Raw genomic sequence first — 23,062 nt, 5'->3', positions numbered from 1 at the left:
CAAGAAAGCATGGCTCCGCTATGCCCTCGCCATTCAAAGGGTCCTATCAGGACTTCCTGACGTCTTCGCCGGAAACGTCCTTCACCGACTGGTTGGCAGCAAGTGCTGAGCCCTATTGGTCCAGCGCGACAGGTCATGCCTTCACCCACGCCATCGGCGACGGCTCCATGCCGGATGACGCCTATGCCCGATACCTGATCGAAGACTACACCTTCATCACGGATCTGGCCTCTACGCTGGGGTATCTTGTTGCCAAGGCGCCCAGCATGCGGTCGAAGTCACGGCTGTCAGCCTTTCTGGCGCTGCTGACGTCGGAAGAAAACGACTATTTCCTGCGTTCTTTCGATGCACTTGGCGTGTCTGCAGACGTGTACGAACAGGCGGCACAGGGACCGGTCACCAGGGCGTTCGCGGATCTCCTGTTGAAGACCTCAGGTGAAGGCTCCTATGCCGAAGGTCTGACCTGCCTGCTCTGTGCGGAATGGTGCTATCTCACATGGGGCAGACGCGAGGCTGAAAAACCCCGTTCGGAGAAATTCTACCTCACAGAATGGATCGATCTTCACGCTGTTCCTGGCTTCGAAGCCTTTGTGAACTGGATCCGCTCCGAATTGGACGAAATCGGCCCGGCCCTCTCCCCGGAGAAGCAGCAAACGCTCGCCAGCCTTTTCCGTCAGATGTGTATCCTGGAAGACGCATTTTTCGAAGCGGCCTGGACGGGTATCCCACCGGAGATCACCGGCAAGTTGCCGCGGACCTAGGGCGTGTACGTCTATGAAGCCGCTGCGCTTGCAGCTGCCACGCTCTGGGCTTTGACCGGCCTCCTGTCGGCCGCTCCCGCACAGCACCTCGGTGCAATCGCCTTCAACTGCACGCGCATGGTCATGGTCACGATCATGCTCTGCGCCTGGGTGGTTTTTGCCAGCGGCTGGGACACAATTGGCAGCGCGCATGTGTCCCCTTTGATCCTTTCAGGCGTCATTGGCATCTTCATGGGAGACACCGCCCTCTTTCTGACGCTGAACCGGATGGGTCCGCGCCGGACCGCGATGCTCTTTTCACTGAATGCCCCCATGTCCGCCATTTTGGGATGGATCATCCTGGATGAAGACCTGACCGGCCTTCAGACAGTCGGCATCCTGCTGATCTTTCTGGGCGTGTTGCTTGCCATTCGTTTCGGCAAGCGCAAATCCCAGTTGCACAAGTGGGAGAGCATCAAGGGACCACTTTGGATCGGTGTGCTCCTCGGATTGGCCGCGGCACTTTCGCAATCGATCGGCTCCCTGATCGCACGTCCGGTGATGGAAACTGGCGCTGATCCTGTCGCCGCGTCGAGCATTCGCGTCGGAGTGGCGGCATTCTGCCTTGTCCTGTTGACAAGACTACCCGTTAGCTGGGTCAAACCTGCAGGACATTTTAGCTATCAGGTCGTTGGCATCATCGCGATTTCCGGTCTGCTCGGCATGGGGATTGGCATGACATTAATCCTTTTCGCCTTGTCCGGTGGTGAAGTCGGTATTGTGGCGACACTGTCTGCAACGACCCCGGCAGTGATGTTGCCGATGATGTGGTGGCGCACAAAGGAAGTCCCGGCAGCCGGGGCATGGGTCGGGGCAGCGCTTGTCGTGTCCGGCAGCGCACTTTTGTTCATTGTCTAGGTTCGAGGAAGAGGACTTATACCAAGCTCAAGAAATAAGAACCGATCTGACCGGGTTTGAAGGCTGTTCGGCAAGAAGCAGGTTGCAGGGCGATATGGTTTATCGTCCAAAACCTGCGACGCGGCAGAACAGCCTTCAAACATGGCCTTTGGTGGCCTTTTCCGGCTCTCCGGACGGCGTTGCCTTGTTTGAACGGCCAACCAGGCCGTCCTGCACAAAGCGCCTTGCCGGCAAACCGGAACAGCGCCATCAGATAGGTCCATATTTCTTGAGCTTGGTATGAGACACGCACCGCAACGGAACTTGATAATAAACGCAGGACGAATTCCAGTCGGAAAATCAGACAACTGATCCAAAACGTGTAAATCGCGAAAACACACTTTTTAGTAGAAGCAGTTTGTTCAAAATTTACACGAATCAGCAAAAACCCCTACGAGAGGCAATAGGGGTACTTCATGAATAATCTTTTTGCTCGCTTGAGCGTGACGTCCACACTGGCAATAGTGTCAGGTGGCGTGCTGACGGTCTCCATGGTCGTCGTCGGCTTCATCCTCTATCAGGTCGCCCTGGGCCAGGCCCAGACGGCTGCCATCAAGAAGCAGGATGTGAATCTGAGGGTAGCCGCAACGATCTTTCAGGATCGCGTTGAGGGTGCAAGCGTAGTCTGGACGAACTCCGGCAACGTGACGCGGATCCAGCTTTCAGAATTCCCGGAATTCAACGACGATCATACCATGATCGACTCAATCGGGCGGATGACCGGGGAAACCGCGACTGTTTTCCAGTGGGACCCGGAGAACAAGGACTTCTGGCGCAAGACCACGAACATCATCAAGGGTGACGGAAAACGCGCTGTTGGAACACCGCTCGGCAAGAACGGTGCGGTTTATCCGGTCGTAACCAGCGGAAAGACATTTCACGGTCAGGCAACGATCCTTGGCAAGGACTACTTCACCGTCTACCAGCCGATCTTCTCCAACACGGGCGAAATCACAGGCATACTCTATGCAGGCGTCGAAAAAGCCGCGGTTCAGGCGAATGTATGGGAGCTGATGAGCGGATACGCAATGCTGGCGCTCCCTGTCGTCGTCGTTTCGGTCCTGTTGCTGATTTTCGCCATCCGCCGCCAGCTGCGTCCTGTCACCGAACTTGCCGAGATCACCGCGCAGGTCGCAAAGGACAACCTTGAGGGAGAAGTACCATTCAAGGACCGCTCCGATCAGATCGGCACACTGGCTCAGGCCGTGAATGCCCTGAAAAGCAGGGCGGTTGAAAGACTGACCCTTGCGGAGCAGCAACGCGACACGGAAACGGCGACTGTCGACAGACAAAACGCTGTTCAGTCACTCATTGAAACCTTCCGCAGCAACGTATCGAATGTGCTGAATTCGGTCGATGACACTGTCCAGAGCCTGGGCAGCACCGCCGGCCGCCTGTCCGACTTGTCAGGTCAAAGCGCCTCCAGTGCGGTTGAAACCCTCAACTCGGCCGATGATGCGACGTCCAGCGTTCAGACGGTCGCCAGCGCCGCTGAGGAACTGTCCGCATCCATTGGTGAAATCTCCCGTCAGGTCGCTCAGACAACCGAAGTTGTCAGCCGCGCGACGGAAGGGACACGCGTCACCAACGAGAAAGTCGAGGGCCTTGCCTCGTCTGCGTCGAAAATCGGAGAGGTCGTCACGCTGATTCAGGCAATCGCTGAGCAGACCAACCTGCTTGCCCTCAATGCGACGATTGAGGCCGCAAGAGCGGGCGAAGCCGGTAAAGGCTTTGCGGTTGTGGCTGCTGAAGTCAAGGAGCTTGCGACCCAGACCTCAAAGGCCACCGAAGAAATCGGAGCCCAGATCACGGCCATTCAGGATGCAACGAAGGAGTCGGTCAGCGCGATCGCGGAGATCACGACGATCATGGAAGAAGTGAATTCCTACACCAGCACGATCGCTTCGGCCGTCGGTGAACAGGGATCCGCGACGGGTGAGATTTCACAAAACGCGCAGAAGGCAGCCGAAGGCACGACATTCGTGTCTTCCAGAATGTCCGACCTGTCGGGCACCGTGAACGAAACGTCGGAGTCTTCTCAATCGGTACTGGATGCATCCGAGTTGCTGTCGTCGCGCACCGACGAGCTGAAGCAGGAAGTCGAGACATTCCTGCGCAATGTGGCGGCCGCCTGACGGACTGTATCGAATGAGCCTCTTTATGCGCGGAAGCGGTTGGCTTCCGCGCATTGAAAACCTCTTTGTCAAGGCACCCAATCAACGGCCTATGAGAACCGGTGGTCGCGCATTTTCCGGTTCCCGGACGTGGATGCGCCGGCAAGCCAGTCGAATACCAGCTTGGCCTGTTCCGATGCCCGAGGGTGCAGTTTGACAAAGTAGTCCCTTGGCGACGGCACCGCATCGGGCAAAAGCTTCACCAGTCTACCGCTTTCCACAAACGAGTGGGTCAGCCCATCCCAGCCCAGCACGGCTCCCATGTCGTCCTGAGCGGCCTGAAGCGCTATCACGTAGTTGTTGACCCGATGCGAATTCCGCAGGGAACCGTGAAATCCAAGCGCTGAAAACCAGTCCTGCCAGTCGGTCCAGTCTGTACCGGCGGAATCCAGATGGATCAAAGGCAGACCTGCCAGATCTTCGATGCTGTCAATTTTGTTTTGCCTGGCAAAGCGCGGACTTCCCAACGCGGAAATCCGGTCATGGAAGAGCGAACGGCAAACACCCGTTTCCCCGGACATTTCGCCGTAGTGAATGCTGATATCGCAGTCGGTCGTGTCGATGCCCGTGTCGCTGACGATCTGAGAAACGGAAATGCGCGGATGCGATTTCCAGAATTGCGCGAGCCTGGGCGTCAGCCAGAGCGCGCTCATTGCCGTGGTTGCCCGGACCGTGACCGATGTTTTCGCCGTCTGCGCCCTTAGCTGATCCAACGCACCACTGATCTCTTCAAAGCCGCGCTGCAGGGAAACGAACAGATAGGCGCCGGTTTCAGTCAGCTCAACGCCGCGATGGTGACGGCGAAACAACATACAGTTCAATTCCCGCTCAAGTGCTTTCACCTGATGGCTGACGGCTGCCGGCGTGACATTCAATTCTGTTGCCGCCGATTTGAAACTGACATGGCGTGCCGCAGCCTCGAAACTCACGAGTGCATTTAACGGGGGGAGTTCATATGGTCGCTGGGGCAAATTCAACTCACTCCACTCTTTTCAGATGTTCGAAAACTCAAGTGAGTTTCCAGAAGTTTGGCTTATTTTTTTTAAGTCATCAAAAATTTTTTTGTCATTGCCAGCCGCTCCGGAAAACGGAGTAATGAAGGCAGGAATGAACCGGAAACAGGCGGGAAGCGGAATGTCGACATCAGAAATAGCAATGCTTGATGACGCATTGCGCGCCAAGCGTCAGTCCTTCGACAAGATCCCGGTCGTTGACATTGCGCCGCTCTTGGATGGCAGCGATCCCAACAAGGTGGCCGGTGAGATTGGCTGGGCCCTTGCAAACGCGGGCTTCATGTATGTCAAGAATCACGGCATCGCTGAGGCAGTGGTTGAGAATGCGTTCTTGAAGACCAAGGCGTTTTTCAACCTACCCGAAACCGAAAAGAAGAAGCTGCACGTCTCCAGGTCAGGTCAGACACTGCGGGGCTATATCGAACCCTTTGGCGAAAACACCGACCCTGAAAAGACGAAAGACCTCAAGGAGTGTTTTGATATCGGGCCGGAATCGGAACCCGATTGCCCTTTCTTCGGAGCCAATCCATGGCCCGATGAAGCCCTGGCGCCAGGTTTTCGCGACGCGGTGTATCTCTATCATGAGGAAATGAAGCGCCTGTCGATGGTCATCTTGTCCGGCATTGCGCGCAGTCTCGACCTTGCACCGGATTTCTTCGAGGCAAAGATGCGGCGGCCGATCAGTATTCAGCGTCTGCTGCACTATCCACCCCAGACAGGGATCGTTGACGAGAGCATAATCGGCATCGGAGCCCACACGGATTACGGCAGCCTCACCATACTGGCTCAGGACGACGTCGGCGGACTTCAGGTGATGAACCGCGACGGACAATGGGTTGAAGGCACACCGATCCCCGGAACATTCGTCATCAATATCGGCGATCTGTTGCAGCGGCTGACCAACGACAGATATCTTGCCAACCTGCACCGGGTGGTCAACACGAGCGGACGCGAGAGATACTCTATTCCGTTCTTCATAGACGCGGACTATGACGCCGAGTTCGCACCGTTGCCGTCGTGCATATCCCAAGACAGTCCCGCCCGATACCAGGCCGTGACCTGCGGTGCTCACAAGTTCGGACGCTTCGTCCAAAGCTATCCGCACCTCCAGAAGATCCCCGCGTAAGATTTGAAAGCACCCGGAACAAAACCGTTTCGCGCCAGTTGGGATGAGCGATGAAGATCAAACGCATCGATGTGTTTCAGGCCGATCTCCCTTATTCGGGCGGCACCTATCGTTTGTCTGCTGGCCGGGAATATGAGGTCTTTGATGCGACCATCGTCCGGATGGAAACCGATTGCGGGCTGGAAGGCTGGGGAGAGACGACCCCATTCGGCTCGACTTACATTGCGGCACACGCCTTGGGAGCGCGCGCCGGCATAACCGAAATCGCCCCGCATCTGATTGGACGCGACTGCCGCCAGGTCGATCGTCTTTACGATGTGATGGACGGCGCGTTGGCGGGCCATGCACATGCCAAGGCCGCACTCGATGTCGCTGCCTGGGATATTCTGGGAAAGGCAACGGGAATGCCGTGCTGGATGCTGCTGGGAGGATCCACGGCGCGGCGCATGCCCGTGATATCGTCAATTCCGGCCGCGTTGCCGGAAGACATGCGGGAGCATGTCGCCGAACATCGGTCCAAAGGGTTTGTGGGGCACTCGATAAAGATCGGTGCGGCCGATGTCGACGGCGGGCCCCCACTGGATGCCGCCCGGATCGAAGCCGCTCTTGCGGACAGGCAGCCGGGCGAATTCTTTCTCGTCGATGCCAATGGCGGCCTGACACCCGAATCCGCCTTGCGGATGCTTCATCTTTTGCCGGTGGGACTGGATTTTGTGTTGGAAGCTCCCTGCGCGAGCTGGCGTGAAACGCAGTCGCTTCGTTCGCGGTGCCGGGTTCCGATCATCCTTGATGAACTCGCGCAGACCGACGCAGATATCATTCAAGCGGTCTCGTTGGATCTCTGCGATGGTATCGGATTGAAAATCACGAAGGCAGGTGGCCTGACCCCCGGTCGGCGCCACAGGGACATGGCGCGGGCGGCGGGGATGACGATCAGCGTGCAGGACACTGTCGGGTCAGCAATCGCCTTCGCGGCAATTGCGCATCTTGGGCAAACGGTACCGGAAAAGAATCTGCGCTGTATTCTTGATTGCCGAGCGATGGTGACACGCCAGATGGCGGAATTCGATGCACCGATTGAAAATGGTGGTGTCTTGACGCCGGATGCACCCGGTCTTGGTGTGATTGTTGACCGCGCCGAACTGAAAGACCCGGTCATAAGTTGGAATTGACATATGGCTTCGGTAGCAGCGAGCATTTGAAAGTGGTTACAAAGGAAAAACAGTAAACAAATAGAATCGCACAGCAAGATTCAAAATTACTTCTATTTTAGAGATTTATTGCAACGAAAACATTATTTGGCGGTTTTGAAAACTTCCGCTTGATTATGAAAAAAAATAGAAAATAAATAAACATGCAGATAATCGACGCTCCTTCCGCGGCACGAAATCTATCATCGCACTGATATTGGCTCAGTCTTCGCACGAATGAGCGTCGCGCGACCACAGGACCACCCGCACCATGTCAACACTCTCAAATGGGCCTGACCGGAATTCCGAAACTGGATCAGCCTTCGACCAGCTGCACCAGCCGGTCATTCAGCAAAGTGACGGTGCTATGTCGCTACCGACTTTCACCCTTGACCAGATTGCGGCGCAGCTGACTGACGACTACTGGGAGTTCAAAGGCGATACGCGGCGCGCGTTCGACACGGAAAATAGCAATCTGCTGACCGTTGACATCTCCGGCCTGACTGAAGATGGACAGGCGCTGGCTCAACGGGCGCTTACAGAATGGTCGAATGTTGCCGATCTGGATTTTGCGTTCGTTTCAGGCGGCGCTCAAATCACTTTCAGCAATGAAAGCAACGATGTTTCGACCACATCCGAGGTCAACGGCGGAAAAATTCTGTCGTCCGAAATCAACATTCCGCAGTCCTTTCTGGAAACGCATGGCACGGAGATCCCTGGCTTCGGCTATTTCACCTTTCTGCAGCAGATCGGACAGGCACTCGGACTTGGACATGCAGGAAACTACGGCGATGCAGCGGCCTATGGACAAGACAATCACTACGCCAACGACTCCTGGCAATCCTCTGTCATGTCCGCCTTCAGCCAGACGGACAACACATCAATAGATGCCAGTTTCGCCTACCCGGTTACACCGATGATCGCAGACATATTGGCTGCGCAGAACCTCTATGGCGCACCTGATGACACCTACCTCGAATACACCATCTTTGGTGCCAACATATACGGTGACTACAACGAACAGGGGTTTGTCGAAATTAGCCCGGAGGCAACGGCGACCATCTATGATTCTCAAGGCAACGATCTTATTCGCTTTCTCGGCTATGAGGGCGACCAGCGCATCGATCTCAATGAAGAGGCCACATCGGATTTTGCCGGTGGCAAGGGCAATCTGACGATCGCCCGGGGCACCGTTATCGAGCGAGCTTACGGCGGCAATGGAGACGATGTAATTTTAGGCAACTCAGCCGACAACCACTTGGGTGGCTATGGCGGAGACGACATCCTGATCGGCGGTGAGGGCGATGATTTCCTGAGCGGACGGACCGGCGCGGATCTTATGCTGGGCGGACCAGGCGACGACACGATTCTCGGCGAGAGCGGTGACATCTTCTTCCAGAACGGCGTTCCGGTCGACCTTGGCGGATCAGGATACGACAGGCTTATCATCTCGCTCGATTCCAGCTTCCAAACCGACAGCCTGTCTCAGTTCGGTATTGAACACTTTTGGGGTGGCGGCGGGGACGACAAGGCGATCGGGGACGACCCCTCGGTCAACTACATACTGGAAGGCCGGTACGGCAACGACGTTCTAACCGGCAGCGACGGTGATGACACACTTCTTGGAGGAACCGGTCACGATATCCTGACAGGTGGCGCTGGCAACGACCTGGTGCGAGGCGGCATCTGGGGCTATGACCAGCTCTTCGGCCAGGAAGGCGACGATACGATCTACTATGCCAGCGGAAAGGTTTTTTGGGACGATCACAAACCGCGCGACATCGGCGGTGCGGGTTTCGACACGCTATTGATTGAGGACGGTTCGAAATTCAACACGGTTGGCCTGTCCTGGTACGGCTTCGAGGCGTTCGTCGGTGCCGAAAAGAACGATCGCGTATATGGAAACGATGCGACGGTCGACTATCGCCTGGATGGCGGCGGCGGCAATGACGATCTGCGCGGAAGTGGTGGCGACGATCAGCTTTTCGGCCGCGATGGGACCGACATTCTTTTCGGCAAAGCAGGTGACGATGTGCTCGACCCCGGTGCATCCACGGTTGGCGAGCAGCTGCTATTTGGCGGTGAAGGTAATGACACCTACCGGATTTCCTCCGACAATGGCCGGACTTATGTCGAGGAACTACTCGCTGAAGGTGCCGACAACCTTGTCTTCGACGACCTTACGCCTGCAGAGATCGACGCTTCGATCGTCAACGGAACAGACTTGCTGCTGACCTGGGACAACGGAACCGGTCAGGTCACCATCAATGATCTCGGAAACCAGGTTGAACGCTATGAATTCGCTGACGGCTCGGTCTATTCGGCTGGCGACTTCGAGCTTCCTTGAAACACGCCGGTTCGGCGAACCGGACCAAAAATGGCAGTATTGGCTCGACCAGTGCGTCAGACCAAGAAACGGCGGTCGACTGGCCAGCGCCGGCGAACTGACCGTTCTTAGGAGCACAAGAAGCCGGAGACCATCTTTCCCGCTTCAGCAATAGTCAGTCCTGTGTAATGCGTTTGCACAAGGCAACCAATGTGTTTGCTTGTTCGGGCGTCAACTTTGATTTTTCAAAAACCTTCTCCGTTACACCGCAGCTTTTCTCAAAAAGCGCCCTTCCCGCCAAAGTGATCTGGATGAATTTTTGCCGCTCGTCGCCCTCTACCATCTCGCGCCGAAGCAAATCTCGCCCCTCAAGACGTCGGAGCAGGGGCGTCATGGTCGCTTTCGACAGACCAAGACGGTTTGCCAGACTGGTAATCGACACGTTGTCCTTTTCCGCCAGCGCCATCAGAACGATGTACTGGGCGTAGGTGAGATCATGAGCTTCCAACAAGGGACGGTAGTACTGGTCAATCGTGTTGGATGCCGAATAGAGAGCAAAACACAGTTGAGCTTCCAGGGTGACGTCTTGCGACGCCGGTGCCGGTAAATCTTCCAAGTTTTGATTCCTTCGTCGGCCGGGATCCACGGGGTCACGTGCATATAGCACTTGATTGTCCTTCCACATAATGTTAGTGCACGAATATTATGCATTCTAATTATATGTGGAGGAACTCTCAATGTTGAAGCAAGCTTTGCTGGTCGCCGCCGCATCTCTGGCAGCACTACCGTCCTCCGCCGAAAGCCCCCTTGAAAATGCCGAAAAAGCGTTCACCGCATTCGAGGAAGTTTTCGGCACTACGAAGGGAAAGCGTCGAAATCATACCAAGGGCTATTGTATCGAAGGTGATTTCGTCCCTGCAGCGTCGGACATCAGGGACTATTCTGTCAGTCCGTTATTTACGGCGCGCTCGAAAGTGGTTGGACGGCTCTCGCACAAGGGTGGGAACAACGCGGCCCCGGATAACAAATTCGGTCACTACGGACTGGCGATGGAAATCACGACACCCGGTGGCGACCTTCACATCATCAACATGAACACGGAGCATTTTTTCCCGGTATCGACCCCCGAGGCCTTTACCGAACTGATGCGCGCCAAGGCGATTGGCAAGGAGGCTGTGGCGAAGTTCGCGGCAAAGAGCCCTGAGCTGAAAGCCCACACGGCATATCACGCAGCGCTCGACAAGTCTCTGCGCCCCTACGAGGGTGCGACCTACAACAGCATCAATGCCTTTTATCTCGTCGATGCATCGGGAAAGAAATCGGCGGTGAGGTTTTCCTTCGTTCCTGCAGGACAACATGGGCTTGAACTTGAGCCACAACAGGATTTCTTCCTCGAAAACATTCAGAAAAATCTCCTGAAGGGCGAAGTCGCCTGGAACATGGTGATCACACTGGCCAATCCGGAAGATCCCGTGAACAATCCTGCGAGCCTCTGGCGGGGCGAGCATACTCAAATCACTGCGGCCAAATTTGTCGTGACGTCCGCAATGGCCGAAACAGATGGCCGGTGCGATGGAATCAACTATGACCCGACCATCTTAAGCGAAGGCTTTGAGCCCTCGGAAGACAGGATGCTGGAAGCCCGGTCGCTGATTTACGCGATTGGCGCCGGCAAGCGGCTCTCGGAAAAAGACTGAGCCCCAGGACACATCACCTCGTGCCGCCCTCACCCAATCAGAAATCTTGAATTGAAGGAACCCTGTCATGACCGAGGCCGCCCAACTGATTGATGCACTCAACACCACATTCGGGCGCCACAAAGGTTGCCGTGCGTCCCATGCCAAGGGATTTGCGGTCGCAGGGCGCTTTCTGCCGGCCCCTGCGGAACCTGCAGCAAATATTCCCCTGCTGCACGCTGAACAGCCTGTTGTTGCCCGATTCTCCATTGGCGGCGGCAAGCCTGGCATAAGCGACAAAAGCCCGACGGTGCGCGGCATCGGACTGACAATCGGCTCGGGTCCGGATCTCTGGACACTTGCCCTGATTTCAGCGCCGGTTTTTTTCGCCAGCTCTGCGCAGCAATTCGTCGACTTTCTCGCGGCGCGCGTACCTGATCCCAAAACAGGTGCTCCCAATCCGGAGAAGGTGAAAGCCTTCAATATCGCCAATCCGAATACGCTCCCGCATCAGGAATACCTCAAGTCCACATCTCCATGCCGTTGTTATTCGACAGAGCGATTTCACTCGGCGCATGCCTACCGGTTTTCGGTTGCTGACGACCCGGTCGCTGCTCGCGTTCTCCTTGAGCCGGCGGCTGGTCGCGTCGGTCTTACGGAGAACGAGATGGCCGAGCTTCCCGATGACTTTCTCGGACATGCCTTGCAGACCACCCTGGAAGCCAGGCCGGCTAGCTGGACGCTAAAACTGGTCATTGCGAATGTGGCAGATGAACTCAGCGACCCCACGGCCCCATGGACGGGTGAAAATCAGGAGATCTCTCTTGGGACAATCCGTATCGACAAATTGGACAAGAGCGAAGACAGCCTCTCCCGTGTCTTCGATCCGGCGCATCTTCCTCAAATGGTCGGTGCACCAGATGATCTCGTGTTTCCGCTTCGTAGCAACGCTTATGCGGTGTCTAAGGCCAGAAGGTCCGGTTGAGGGCACGTGTCGCGGAATTCAGGCGGCTTGGTTCTTGTGGCGCGCCGCAAAGGATTTGATCCACTCCAGACCCGTTAGATCGGTATGAGCCGAATGTACACGCTTCGATGCACTGGAAAAGACAGGCTTCAGCCGCCGAAATCATCGATCAGATCGGGCATGAACGGCAGGTCCGTCACACCGATATCGATTCCCTTTTGCATCAGGAGCGTCGAAAGCTGTCCGCGATGATGAGTCTGGTGGTTGAACATGTGCAGCACAAGCAGCCAGCGGGGACGCTGGCGGGAAACGCCATCAGTGCTTCTGGTCCAGGTCATGGTCTGGGCAAGCCAGTCCGGTGAGAGCTGATTAGTGAAGACACTGATGTCCCGGCTCATCTCCAGATGCGCCGACCGCAATTCGGAAAACACATCATAGATATCAACGCCCATGCCGTTGGTCGCGTAGGGCACCTCGGAAAACCGGCTCATCCAGACCCGGTCGGCAAAGAGAATGTGATTGAGCGTTGAGTGAACGGATTTGAAGAACGCGCCCCGATCTGCCTTGCGCTCGGCATCGCTCATCTTGCCTGCCGCCGCATAGGCCTTTTCGGTCATCCACGCGTTGTATTTTGCCATGCGTTGAAAAAGAGCGGGGTCATATGACATGGGATTGGTCCTGCTCGCGCCTCAGGCACCGGCCTTCAGATCGCCGGGCAAGGCCTGTTCGAAGCGCTCGTTCTCCGGATCCATCAGCCGCAATTCGCCAGACCCGATATCAAACCAGGCGCCATGCAGCGTGAGCGCCTCGCCTTGGACCGCCCTCACGATGAAGGGAAAGGTCATCAGGTTTTTCAGTGACTGCCGGATACCGGCATACTCCATGGCAAGCTGCGGGTCGTCCGACTTGTCCACCGGCATGCACGCCATGGCGATCGCGGCCGGCTCCAGCAGCTTGATCCACCGTCCGATGAATTCCCCTGTTGCCATGGGATCATTCGCGTTCTCGCGAAACGCTTTCACACCGCCGCACTGGCCGTGCCCCATGACAACAATGTGTTTTACCTTCAACCCGTTCACCGCGAATTCGATGGCGGCGCTGGTACCGTGCTGCCCCTGGCTGTCCTCGTAAGGCGGCACGAGATTGGCAACATTGCGAACCACGAACAGTTCACCCGGCCCGGCATGAAAGATCCCTTCCGGCGTGACCCGGCTGTCGCAACATGAAATTACCAGGACATCCGGCTTTTGACCGTAAACCGCGAGACGCTCATGGGTTTCCTTGTAACGCACGAAACCCTTGTTCAGATACCGGCCATAGCCTTCCAGAAGAGGGGCAGGAAATGTCAACGAAAGTCCTCCTTGGCAACCCAAGACGCGCGCAGCCTCATGAGGAGCTTCTTAATCACCTGCCCGGACGATTGCAAATCGGCCAACGGGGTTAGCCGACGCGCCGTCTGCGGGAGAACGCGGTCTGCCCGCGCCTAAAATCGTTCTGCGCGCAACACCGAACAGTCCGAAACAGTCACGACGCCAATGTGCCGTTCAACGACGGCGAATGCCGCTTCCAGCAACTCATCAAGGCGCTCGGGCCGGATGATGCAGATGATCGCAACCATGCCGCCGGCGCGCGAGACCTGCCCTTCACGGCTCCACCGCCCCGAGCGTCCGCTGCCTCCCATGACCGGGAGAATGGTGTAGCCGGTTACGCCTGCCTCATCCAAGGCATCGGTGAGCCGGTTTTCCATCGGGGCTTCGATGATGATCTCCACCCGTTTAGCGTCTTTCATCTCCATAGACTTATCCTCCCGTTGCCTGGGCGATGCTCAAGTAAAGCGGAATTCCGATTGTGAGGTTGAAGGGGAACGTAACCCCCAGCGACATGGTCAGATAGATTGACGGATTGGCCTCGGGCAGCGCAACGCGCATTGCCGCCGGAACCGCGATGTAGGAGGCGGACGCGCTCAGCGTCATGAGCAGCATCGTTCCGCCGACCGAAAGGTCAATCAAACTTCCGGCAACCAAACCCGCAACAGCTCCGATGACCGGCATCAGGACACCGAACAGGATCAGTCCCGGACGCAGCAGACCCGCACTGCTGCGCAGTCCGCGCCCCGCGACCAGCCCCATGTCGAGCAGGAAGAGGCAAAGAACGCCCTTGAACGGAGAGACTATGAAACTTTCAATTTCCGTAAGCCCCTTCGGACCGGACAGAAACCCGATGAAGAAGGAGCCGACCAGGAGCACGATCGAACCATTGAGAAGAATTTCCCTGACAAGCCCCTTGCTTCCCTTTGCGCGCTCGGCATTTGCATCGGCGGTGGAAAACCGTGCAGCGAGCCACAGGGCCGACAGGATGGCAGGCGCTTCCATGGCGGCGGCCACGGCAACAAGATAGCCTTCGCTGGCGATGCCCTGACTTTGCAACACGGATGTTGCGGCCACGAATGTCACGATCGATATCGAACCATAGTGACCAGCCACCGCTGCAGCGTCGACGGCACTGAGCCGCGTCATGACCCGCAAGAGCCCGAAGGCGGTGAACGGAATAGCAAAGGACAGGATCAAACCCGCCATCAGAGCGAGCAACAGTGTCGAATCGACACCATGCGCGCTGACGCTGACCCCTCCTTTGAAACCGATGGCAAAGAGCAGATAGATCGAAATCGCTTTGGCCGCCGCCTCCGGAACCGACAGGTCCGATCGCACGAGTGCAGCCCCGAGCCCAAGCGCAAAGAAGAGGATGATCGGCGACAGCAGATTCTCCGCCGCCAATGAAAGTATTGTCTCTATCAAGATCCGTCGTGCCCTTAACCCACTCGCATCGCACTTTTGTGTGCCAGAAAGCGCGATACGTAAGAATACGTATTTGAGCGGATATGGTGGGTTTTGTCAGGCACTTCAAGCGAAATCGCTACCGCAGGCCTTAGGCAAAACGAGGTAAGCGGGCCAGGAACCCGAAAGCCTTAAAATCGGAAGGTCTCAACCCTCGCGTGGAGACGGTTTCGCCGACCGCAGCCTGAACTTCAACCGGCCGGCAGTCAGGTCGCTACGTTCACCGCGTGCGGCTTGTCAGCCTCTGCATGATCTTCATAGGCATGACGGATGTCAGAGGGAGCAATGCCCTCCAGCGAACTCCGCATCGGATGAACCGGACCGTGATCGATGCCAGGTTCCATTGCCTGCAAGGCTGCAGCGCGGTAGGCAGCCACGCCGTCCAGGGTGTGATCGTCGCTCTGGTGGGCATCTATTAGAACCGCAGGTCCGTCTGAGGAGCTGCCGGTGTCGGTTTCGTGTCGCTGCGCACTGTTACGCTTGCCTCTGCGGTCATAGCCGGTCCCATCGCCGTCCCTGTCCGCAGGATACTCTGTCGCATGCGCCACGACCTGGGCCGATTGCGGCCTGTCGATCGTCGTCGCCATTGTGGCCTCCTGGCCGTCAGAGAACTCCGCCTTCTGGCGGAATTGGAACAGTGTCTCAACAAAGCGTTAACAATTCTTTACGTAAGGTTAACCCATTGTCTCATCTGCGAGAATAGCGCTTCAACTGTTTCGGGTGTCGAACCTCAGGCGGCTTTTTCTCCTGCATTTCCGACGATCTTGACGACATCCGCCATGATATCGGTCAGCTGGAAATCCTTGGGCGTATAGACCGCGGCAACACCCATTGCCTTCAGTTGCGCTGCATCCTCGTCGGGAATAATGCCGCCAACGACGACCGGAATGTCATCCGAACCGGATGCACGCAAGCGGTCCATGACGTCGCGGACAAGTGCGAGATGAGAGCCCGAAAGGATCGACAGGCCGATCACGTGAACGTCTTCCTCAACCGCCGCATTGACGATCTGAGCCGGCGTTAACCGGATGCCCTCGTAAACGACCTCCATGCCACAATCGCGCGCGCGCACGGCAATCTGCTCCGCGCCGTTTGAGTGACCGTCCAGGCCTGGCTTCCCGACAAGAAACTTCAGCCGGCGGCCAAGTTTCTCCGAGACGGCGTCGACATGATTGCGCACCGTCGCAAGGTCACCGGCATCGTCGCGGACTGCTTGCCCGACACCAGTGGGTGCCCTGTATTCCCCGAACACGTCCCGAAGGGTTCGCCCCCATTCGCCAGTGGTGACACCGGCCTTTGCAGCGGCGATCGATGGCTCCATCACATTGCGGCCTTCCTGAGCGGCTGCCTTGAGATCCGACAGCGCTGCCGCCACCGCCGCATCATCACGCGTTTCGCGCCAGGCCTTGACCTTTTCGATCGCCTCTTCTTCCACGTGCTCCGGCACGGTCAGGATCGCGCCATCCTCTCCTGTCGCGAGCGGAGACGGTTCACTGTCCGTCCACTTGTTGACGCCGACGACAACCTGGTCGCCTGCCTCAATCGCGGCAAGGCGCGCTGAGTTGGCTTCGACAAGCTGACGTTTCATGTAACTGGAATCGACCGCCGCCACAGCGCCACCCATGGCATCGATCCGGGCCAGTTCTTCCCGTGCCTCAGCCTTGAGGGCATCGACTTTTTTCGTGATTTCCGCGGAACCGTCGAAGATGTCGGCATATTCGAGAAGATCTGTCTCGTATGCCATGATCTGCTGCATCCTGAGGGACCATTGCTGATCGAAAGGGCGCGGCAAACCGAGAGCTTCGTTCCAGGCCGGGAGCTGAACCGCCCGCGCACGCGCGTTTTTCGACAACACCACGGCGAGCATTTCAACAAGTATCCGGTAGACATTGTTTTCCGGCTGCTGCTCCGTCAAGCCGAGAGAATTGACCTGAACACCGTACCGGAAGCGCCGGTAGCGCTCGTCCTCGACACCGTAGCGCTCCCGGCAGATTTCGTCCCAAAGCTCGGTGAACGCGCGCATCTTGCACATTTCGGTGACGAAACGCATGCCGGCGTTGACGAAAAAAGAAATCCGGCCGACGGCCTTCGGAAAGTCCTCTTCCGGGATGGCACCGCTTGCTTTCATCGAGTCCAGGATCGCGACCGCCGTTGCCAGTGCGAAGGATAGTTCCTGGACTGGTGTCGCACCCGCTTCCTGCAAATGGTAGGAGCAGACGTTCATCGGATTCCACTTGGGCATGTTGGAATAGGTCCAGGCGATGACATCCGTTGTCAGTTTCAGGGACGGCGCCGGAGGGAACACGTAGGTCCCTCGGGACAGGTATTCCTTGATGATGTCGTTCTGGGTCGTTCCGGAGAGAAGTTTACGGTCGGCGCCCTGTTCATCGGCGGCTGCAATGTAAAGCGAGAGAAGCCATGGCGCCGTCGCATTGATCGTCATCGACGTGTTCATGCGTTCCAGGGGGATCTCGTTGAAAAGCGTGTGCATGTCTCCCAGATGGGTAACCGGAACGCCCACCTTGCCAACTTCGCCGCGCGAAAGCATGTCATCCGGATCGTATCCGGTCTGGGTCGGCAGATCGAAGGCGACGGACAGTCCGGTCTGCCCTTTGGCGAGATTTCCACGGTAAAGCTTGTTTGATTCCGCGGCTGTGGAATGTCCTGCATAGGTGCGGAAAATCCAGGCCCGATCCCGTTCCGTTTGCTTCTCACCTGCATGGCTCATACCGATACTCCTCCTAAGACCTTATTCTGCCTGCCTTATTCGTATTCGCAGGTCCAGAAACAGCCGGATCTCCCGGTCCGGCAATAGTGTGCCTGAGATTACGCGCATGCGAAATCCTTCTGTGCAATGCAAAATATGCTTGGCATTAAAACGCAAGTTAAGCAATAGTCGTATAGATCGAAGCTCGTTTTTGAACAATAGTTGCGTGAAACAGGGTTTCGAGACGTTCGAGCCTTGTGCAGTTGCGAAGTTAAGCGCGCACTCCTTAAGCCCTGGGAGGGGATGAATGACAGCTACAGCCGAAGCCAATGACAACCGAACGCGTGAGGATGCTCCGGTGAAAGATCTTTATGAAATCGGTGAAATCCCACCACTCGGTCATGTCCCGAAAAACATGTACGCGTGGGCGATCCGCCGTGAGCGTCACGGAGCTCCTGAAGATGCAATGCAGTTGGAGGTCGTACCGACCTGGGAACTCGATAGCCATGAGGTTCTGGTCCTGGTGATGGCAGCCGGGGTCAACTACAACGGCATCTGGGCCGGCCTCGGGGAACCGATCAGTCCTTTCGACGGCCATGGCGCGCCGTACCATATTGCCGGCTCGGACGCTTCCGGGATCGTCTGGGCGGTCGGAGACAAGGTCAAGCGCTGGAAGGTGGGCGACGAGGTCGTCATCCACTGCAATCAGGACGACGGCGACGACGAGGAGTGCAACGGCGGCGACCCGATGTTCTCCAACACCCAGCGTATCTGGGGCTACGAAACACCGGACGGCTCCTTCGCCCAGTTCACCCGTGCGCAGGCGCAGCAGCTTATGCCGCGGCCGAAACACCTTACCTGGGAAGAAAGCGCCTGTTATACGCTCACGCTCGCAACAGCCTACCGGATGTTATTCGGCCACCATCCTCACGAACTCAAGCCCGGACAGAACGTGTTGGTCTGGGGTGCCTCGGGCGGTCTCGGCTCCTACGCGATCCAGCTGATCACGGCGGCCGGCGCGAACGCAATCGGCGTCATCTCCGACGAAGACAAGCGGCAGTTTGTTCTGGAACTTGGCGCGAAAGGCGTCATCAACCGCAAGGATTTCAATTGCTGGGGGCAGCTGCCGAAGGTCGGTTCACCGGAATACGGCGAATGGTTCAAGGAAGCCCGCAAGTTCGGCAAGGCGATCTGGGAGTTCACCGGCAAGGGCAACAACGTCGATATCGTCTTTGAACATCCCGGTGAGGCGACGTTCCCGATCTCGACCTTTGTCTGCAAGAAGGGCGGCATGGTGGTGATCTGCGCAGGAACATCCGGGTTCAATTGCACGTTCGACGTCCGCTACATGTGGATGCACCAGAAGCGTCTTCAGGGCTCGCACTTCGCCCACCTGAAACAGGCTGCGTCCGCCAACAAGCTGATGATCGAGCGCCGTATCGACCCTTACATGTCCGAAGTCTTTCCCTGGGACCAGATCCCCAAGGCCCATACGAAGATGTGGAAGAACCAGCACGCGCCTGGAAACATGTCGGTTCTGGTCTCCGCACCCACAACCGGTTTGCGCACGCTTGAGGACGTTCTCGACGCCGGAAAGCGCTAGCAAAGAGCTCCCCGAAAGGCGCGGTCCAACGAGCCCGACGTCTTGTGCAGCCTGGCCAGTCCCGATAGGGGACTGGCCAATTTCGTTGACCACAGATCAGTTTACGTCTGCCCCAATTCTGCTTCGATGTGACCGCATTACCGAAGGATCAAATTCGAATCACGCGCTTTGGAGTAGTTCCCCTGTCGATCGCTACCCAGTCTGGTTTTAAAGCCGCAAAACACGCGCTTGCCGCAATGGCGGTGCTTTTCATTGTCGCTTGCCAGAGCGAACGCTTTCAAACACCGCCCTTCTACAAGGATCTTGCACGGGTTGACGGTGAGGTCGATGCGACAACAGCCGCCCAGATGATCTCACAGTACCGGATCAACAACGGCCTTTCCGCTGTTACACCCGACGCGCAGCTCACCGGCATTGCAAAATCGCAGGCAGATGCGATGGCAAAGGCGGGCAGCGTACAGGCCTCACTTGCACCCGACCAGCAATTGGCAACACGCATGTCAGCGATCGGCGAACCCAAGACCGCGGCAGCGGAAAATGTGAGTGCAGGGTACCGGACATTTGCTGAAGCTTTTTCCGGCTGGCGGGAATCCCCTAAACACAATGAAGTGCTTTTGACGGGTGACGCCACCCGGCTTGGCATCGCCACGGCATATTCGCCCAATGCCAAGCATAAGGTGTTCTGGTCGCTGGTTTTGGCGGCTCCAAAACCAGGAAGCTAAGTCTGCGCCGTCAATAGCGGCGAGGATAGCGGGGGTAGATTGGCTGTACCGGCCGGACAACCGGTGGCGGGCGCCTGTAGATCGGATAGTTGTTTTGGTAGCGCGGTACGCCGATATAGACACCGGCACTCGGAAGCGGACGGCCGTAATAGTTCCCCTGAACGCCGTAGCTCAGGTATTTTCCAGACACCCAGCCCTTTACGTTGGCAAATGCAGCATCGCACCACGAAAAATTCGCCGTACATCCAAACACCGTAACGCCACCACCCTGTGGCACCGTCGTAATCACGGGATAGTTCGTTCCCGGACCAGCGCGCATATTCAGGTTTGCTGTCGTATAAGCGATTGCGGGGCCGGATTGAGCAGCGGCCGGAATCGCCATCATAGCCACGGCGGCCAGCGCCAGCGGCAAGCGGATTATCATATTTTATCTCCGAATAACCTGTGCCCGGATCTTCAAGGTATCCGGGCGCCAAGCCCACACACGCTTTAGATGTGGGTAGACAAGATGGCGAAAATATAGCGCTTCCATCCGAAGTAAGCGTTCTTCGTGGCAGCGGGATCAGTTTCTCCTTGCCCTTGCACGTCTCTATCGGCTTCACTATGAGCGAGTGACAAAGCGGGGGGAGCTCAAAATGGCGTATTTTCAAAAGCTTGCATTCGCACTCGCGGTGTCCACCGCCATGCTATTGGCGTCTTTGCCGGCGGCAAGAGCGTTCGACGCGCACGCCGGCTATTACTATCCCGAACCCCAGACAAGGGAAGTCTACATTTCGGAGCTCCCCGTTTCACGCGACGCCAGGAAGAGGTCGCGCGCAGCCTTCGTGATCGGCCTGGCAAGTCAGCATACCAAACAAAACCATTCCGCCGGGTATCATCTGTTTGCAAAAGGCGGAGAACTTGAAAAGCTGATTATCGTCGCCACTGGCGATGGGCAGTATGACACGCTGTACCGAATGCGGGCGCTGCTGGCGTCTCTGACTTCGCTTGCAAGGTCAACCGAACTCTTCGCCCGCTCAAATCATCCGCACGAATTGAATTTTCTCGATTTTTGCAAGCTGATCGGCTTCAAACAGGTCACCGTGAGCAACGGCAAGGACGTCGCACACCAGATCAAGATTCAGTAGGTCTGTTCGCGGAACAAGGCTACAGGCTTGCGCTGCGGCCTCGGCCAGAGGATCCGCGTTAACGCCTCAGATTACCGTTCAGCCAGCTGCGGTATTGCGACCGTGTTCCGAAAAATGCGTTGCGATCGACGTCGCCCTTGATCCCGGGAATGCGTCCTTCCGCCGTATACTGCCAGAACACCCAGTCGTCCCGCTGATCATAGATGTTCTTGGGGTGCGTCGCCACCGATCGAAGCCAGAATTGCTCACCTTTCAGGGCGCCGACCAGCCGGTCCCGGTGAAAATCCACCGAAGAGTAGATGACCGGTCGTTTGCCGTAGTGCTTTTCCATTTCGTCGAGGAATATTTTCATGTCGCGCACGATCTGCGACCGTTCAGGCCGAAGCTGGCAGGTCTTGGAATGGGCATTCCACTCCATATCCAATACCAGCGGAATAGCTTCCGGATCCTGCGGAACCACTTCCTTGACCCAGGAGATCTGCTCCTCGACCGGGCGGCAGAAATAATAGAAATGATACGCCCCGCGCGGCACACCTGCCTTGCGTGCCGCTATCCAGTTTTGCGCAAATCTCGGATCGACGTGATCGCCGCCCTCCGTCGCCTTGATCCACGCAAACGCGACGCCAGACCGTTTGACCTCGTTCCAGTCGATATCGCCTTGCCACCTGGAGATGTCGATACCGTGAACGGCGTAGTCCTCCGGTGTCGGGTCCGGAAAATCATACGCGGAGCAGGCGCTCAGAATGATCAGTCCGGCAACGGTACAAAACGACTTGAACTGCTTAAGCACGGTGCGTCCTCGACAGGTTAACAAACACTTTCTGCCAATGTTCAAAATGGTCGCAATTCCCTAACGGATCGTGGACGACCAATCGCTTTTTACGCAAAAGTGAACTTCAATTCTTACCCAAGATGATTGCTTGGCACCGTTGCGCCGAACAGAGCCTCTCAGCTCACCACCTTACAGTCTCTCCGAATGTCGGTCGCCGCAAGACCTTCTGATTCGCACGTAACTCTTGATCAAGTACCGGTTTCGTTTTGCCTGTCCTTCTGAAGTGTCGGACGATTCTGAGCGTGCACCCAATAGACTTACACCTAGTAGTACACATTTCCTATCAGGCGGCGCACAGTTCAAGTTGTTGAAATTCTTGCGACCTTGGTAATAACGACGATAGTTAACTATCATTCATGTAGACTAAAATCGTACGGGATTCTACAAACGCCATAAGAGACGAAAAAGTCCAGGGGCATTTATGAACGAACGAGAAATAAAGATTGTTGAGACCGCTCTTCAACTTTTCTCTCACTACGGTGTGAAAAAGACGACGATGAGCGAAATCGCAACAGCCGCGGGGGTGGCGCGGCAAACTCTCTACAACGCCTATGATTGTAAAGAGCAGTTAATCTATGACGCCGTTGAGCACCACGTGCGTAAATCAGCGAGACTCATATCCAAGGAATGTTCGGAACTGGACGATCTGGGCGCACGCCTGGACGTCGCATTCCGGCACCTGAGCGCAAAGCCATGCGAAATGATGTTGCAGATGCCGCACGGCGAAGAGATCCTCCAGATTGTGGAGGGCATCGACAAGAACAAGAAGAGAAACATCGTTCGCATTTGCAATCAAGCGATCGGGAGCGTGCTGGAACCCTTCCGGGACAGGCTGGCCTTGGGAAGTGTCGACTTCGATGACCTGTGCGAGTTCATCAGGATGTCATTCGACCAGATCAGGACAAAGACCGAAGAAAAAGAGCAGATTGACCGCTCATACGCTCCGCTCAGAAAATTGCTAGAAAACAGCGTGCAGGCCTAGCGTCCGGCCTCGCTTCGTTTGACAAGAGACTCTGGAGATTGCCTTGCCCCAAAAAAGGGGAGGCCCGGCAGATTGGAGCCTGCCGGGCC

General features: G+C 56.7%; 22 protein-coding genes. 12 read left to right on the top strand and 10 right to left on the bottom strand.

Going from position 1 to position 23,062, the window contains the following annotated elements:
* The first annotated feature begins 20 nt into the window (after window positions 1-20).
* The 3 genes from Q0915_RS21965 to Q0915_RS21955 all read left to right on the top strand — a co-directional run bounded on the left by Q0915_RS21965 (window position 21) and on the right by Q0915_RS21955 (window position 3,832).
* Complete coding sequence (locus Q0915_RS21965; protein ID WP_299478817.1) at window positions 21-761, top strand: TenA family protein; 741 nt, start codon at window positions 21-23, stop codon at window positions 759-761.
* Window positions 762-764: 3 nt separating this feature from the next.
* Complete coding sequence (locus Q0915_RS21960; RefSeq protein WP_299478814.1) at window positions 765-1,658, top strand: DMT family transporter; 894 nt, start codon at window positions 765-767, stop codon at window positions 1,656-1,658.
* A 455-nt stretch (window positions 1,659-2,113) separates the two neighbouring features.
* Entirely contained in the window at window positions 2,114-3,832 is a 1,719-nt protein-coding gene (locus Q0915_RS21955) for a Cache 3/Cache 2 fusion domain-containing protein (RefSeq protein ID WP_299478810.1), read from the top strand.
* Window positions 3,833-3,921: 89 nt separating this feature from the next.
* Here the strand turns inward: Q0915_RS21955 and Q0915_RS21950 are convergent, their stop codons facing one another.
* Window positions 3,922-4,842: a LysR substrate-binding domain-containing protein gene (locus Q0915_RS21950; RefSeq protein ID WP_299478807.1), complete on the bottom strand. Its 921-nt coding sequence runs from the start codon at window positions 4,840-4,842 to the stop codon at window positions 3,922-3,924.
* A gap of 163 nt (window positions 4,843-5,005) precedes the next feature.
* Between Q0915_RS21950 and Q0915_RS21945 the strand changes: the two genes are divergently transcribed.
* The 3 genes from Q0915_RS21945 to Q0915_RS21935 all read left to right on the top strand — a co-directional run bounded on the left by Q0915_RS21945 (window position 5,006) and on the right by Q0915_RS21935 (window position 9,547).
* On the top strand, window positions 5,006-6,010 hold the full coding sequence (locus tag Q0915_RS21945) for a 2-oxoglutarate and iron-dependent oxygenase domain-containing protein (RefSeq protein ID WP_299478804.1): 1,005 nt from the start codon (window positions 5,006-5,008) through the stop codon (window positions 6,008-6,010).
* 50 nt (window positions 6,011-6,060) lie between these two features.
* Complete coding sequence (locus tag Q0915_RS21940) at window positions 6,061-7,182, top strand: enolase C-terminal domain-like protein (protein ID WP_299478801.1); 1,122 nt, start codon at window positions 6,061-6,063, stop codon at window positions 7,180-7,182.
* Window positions 7,183-7,471: 289 nt separating this feature from the next.
* Window positions 7,472-9,547 carry a M10 family metallopeptidase gene (locus Q0915_RS21935; RefSeq protein WP_299478799.1) on the top strand — a complete coding sequence of 692 codons (2,076 nt, stop codon included), beginning with the start codon at window positions 7,472-7,474 and terminating at the stop codon, window positions 9,545-9,547.
* Between the two features lie 154 nt (window positions 9,548-9,701).
* Here the strand turns inward: Q0915_RS21935 and Q0915_RS21930 are convergent, their stop codons facing one another.
* Window positions 9,702-10,211 (bottom strand): MarR family transcriptional regulator, encoded by a 510-nt coding sequence (locus Q0915_RS21930; RefSeq protein WP_299478797.1) that lies wholly within the window; start codon window positions 10,209-10,211, stop codon window positions 9,702-9,704.
* 52 nt (window positions 10,212-10,263) lie between these two features.
* On the opposite strand from Q0915_RS21930, the gene Q0915_RS21925 reads away from it, so the two are divergent.
* Complete coding sequence (locus Q0915_RS21925) at window positions 10,264-11,223, top strand: catalase (RefSeq protein WP_299478795.1); 960 nt, start codon at window positions 10,264-10,266, stop codon at window positions 11,221-11,223.
* A gap of 67 nt (window positions 11,224-11,290) precedes the next feature.
* On the top strand, window positions 11,291-12,187 hold the full coding sequence (locus Q0915_RS21920) for a catalase (protein WP_299478792.1): 897 nt from the start codon (window positions 11,291-11,293) through the stop codon (window positions 12,185-12,187).
* Window positions 12,188-12,315: 128 nt separating this feature from the next.
* Here Q0915_RS21920 and Q0915_RS21915 read toward each other — a convergent pair whose 3' ends face one another.
* From Q0915_RS21915 to Q0915_RS21890, 6 genes are all read right to left on the bottom strand, one after another.
* Window positions 12,316-12,834: a DinB family protein gene (locus Q0915_RS21915; RefSeq protein WP_299478789.1), complete on the bottom strand. Its 519-nt coding sequence runs from the start codon at window positions 12,832-12,834 to the stop codon at window positions 12,316-12,318.
* Window positions 12,835-12,855: 21 nt separating this feature from the next.
* Complete coding sequence (locus Q0915_RS21910; protein WP_299478786.1) at window positions 12,856-13,515, bottom strand: carbonic anhydrase; 660 nt, start codon at window positions 13,513-13,515, stop codon at window positions 12,856-12,858.
* A gap of 134 nt (window positions 13,516-13,649) precedes the next feature.
* A complete protein-coding gene (locus tag Q0915_RS21905; protein ID WP_299478784.1) occupies window positions 13,650-13,961 on the bottom strand; it encodes a DUF3240 family protein in 312 nt (103 codons plus the stop codon).
* 4 nt (window positions 13,962-13,965) lie between these two features.
* Window positions 13,966-14,961 (bottom strand): sodium-dependent bicarbonate transport family permease, encoded by a 996-nt coding sequence (locus Q0915_RS21900; RefSeq protein ID WP_366525314.1) that lies wholly within the window; start codon window positions 14,959-14,961, stop codon window positions 13,966-13,968.
* Window positions 14,962-15,206: 245 nt separating this feature from the next.
* Window positions 15,207-15,587, bottom strand: a complete 381-nt coding sequence (locus Q0915_RS21895) for a hypothetical protein (protein ID WP_299478781.1) — start codon at window positions 15,585-15,587, stop codon at window positions 15,207-15,209.
* Window positions 15,588-15,730: 143 nt separating this feature from the next.
* Window positions 15,731-17,728 carry a protein meaA gene (locus Q0915_RS21890; RefSeq protein ID WP_299478778.1) on the bottom strand — a complete coding sequence of 666 codons (1,998 nt, stop codon included), beginning with the start codon at window positions 17,726-17,728 and terminating at the stop codon, window positions 15,731-15,733.
* A gap of 286 nt (window positions 17,729-18,014) precedes the next feature.
* On the opposite strand from Q0915_RS21890, the gene ccrA reads away from it, so the two are divergent.
* Window positions 18,015-19,310, top strand: a complete 1,296-nt coding sequence (gene ccrA / locus Q0915_RS21885; protein ID WP_299478775.1) for a crotonyl-CoA carboxylase/reductase — start codon at window positions 18,015-18,017, stop codon at window positions 19,308-19,310.
* 236 nt (window positions 19,311-19,546) lie between these two features.
* On the top strand, window positions 19,547-20,032 hold the full coding sequence (locus Q0915_RS21880) for a CAP domain-containing protein (protein WP_299478772.1): 486 nt from the start codon (window positions 19,547-19,549) through the stop codon (window positions 20,030-20,032).
* Between the two features lie 10 nt (window positions 20,033-20,042).
* On the opposite strand, the gene Q0915_RS21875 is transcribed toward Q0915_RS21880, so the two are convergent.
* The gene (locus tag Q0915_RS21875) at window positions 20,043-20,456 is read right to left on the bottom strand and encodes an SH3 domain-containing protein (protein ID WP_299478769.1); all 414 of its coding nucleotides are present in this window, start codon (window positions 20,454-20,456) and stop codon (window positions 20,043-20,045) included.
* 211 nt (window positions 20,457-20,667) lie between these two features.
* Here Q0915_RS21875 and Q0915_RS21870 point away from each other — a divergent pair, with 211 nt between their 5' ends.
* Window positions 20,668-21,159, top strand: coding sequence for a hypothetical protein (locus Q0915_RS21870; RefSeq protein WP_299478766.1), 492 nt, complete (start codon window positions 20,668-20,670; stop codon window positions 21,157-21,159).
* Window positions 21,160-21,217: 58 nt separating this feature from the next.
* Here Q0915_RS21870 and Q0915_RS21865 read toward each other — a convergent pair whose 3' ends face one another.
* The gene (locus tag Q0915_RS21865) at window positions 21,218-21,949 is read right to left on the bottom strand and encodes a GH25 family lysozyme (protein WP_299478763.1); all 732 of its coding nucleotides are present in this window, start codon (window positions 21,947-21,949) and stop codon (window positions 21,218-21,220) included.
* A gap of 463 nt (window positions 21,950-22,412) precedes the next feature.
* Between Q0915_RS21865 and Q0915_RS21860 the strand changes: the two genes are divergently transcribed.
* On the top strand, window positions 22,413-22,973 hold the full coding sequence (locus Q0915_RS21860; protein ID WP_299478760.1) for a TetR/AcrR family transcriptional regulator: 561 nt from the start codon (window positions 22,413-22,415) through the stop codon (window positions 22,971-22,973).
* Window positions 22,974-23,062: the final 89 nt, after the last annotated feature.

The organism is uncultured Roseibium sp. (genome assembly GCF_947494555.1).
In the GTDB taxonomy this organism is placed as follows: Bacteria; Pseudomonadota; Alphaproteobacteria; order Rhizobiales; family Stappiaceae; genus Roseibium.
Note: the sequence above shows the minus strand (reverse complement) of the source record. Positions and strands in the feature narration are given on the sequence as shown.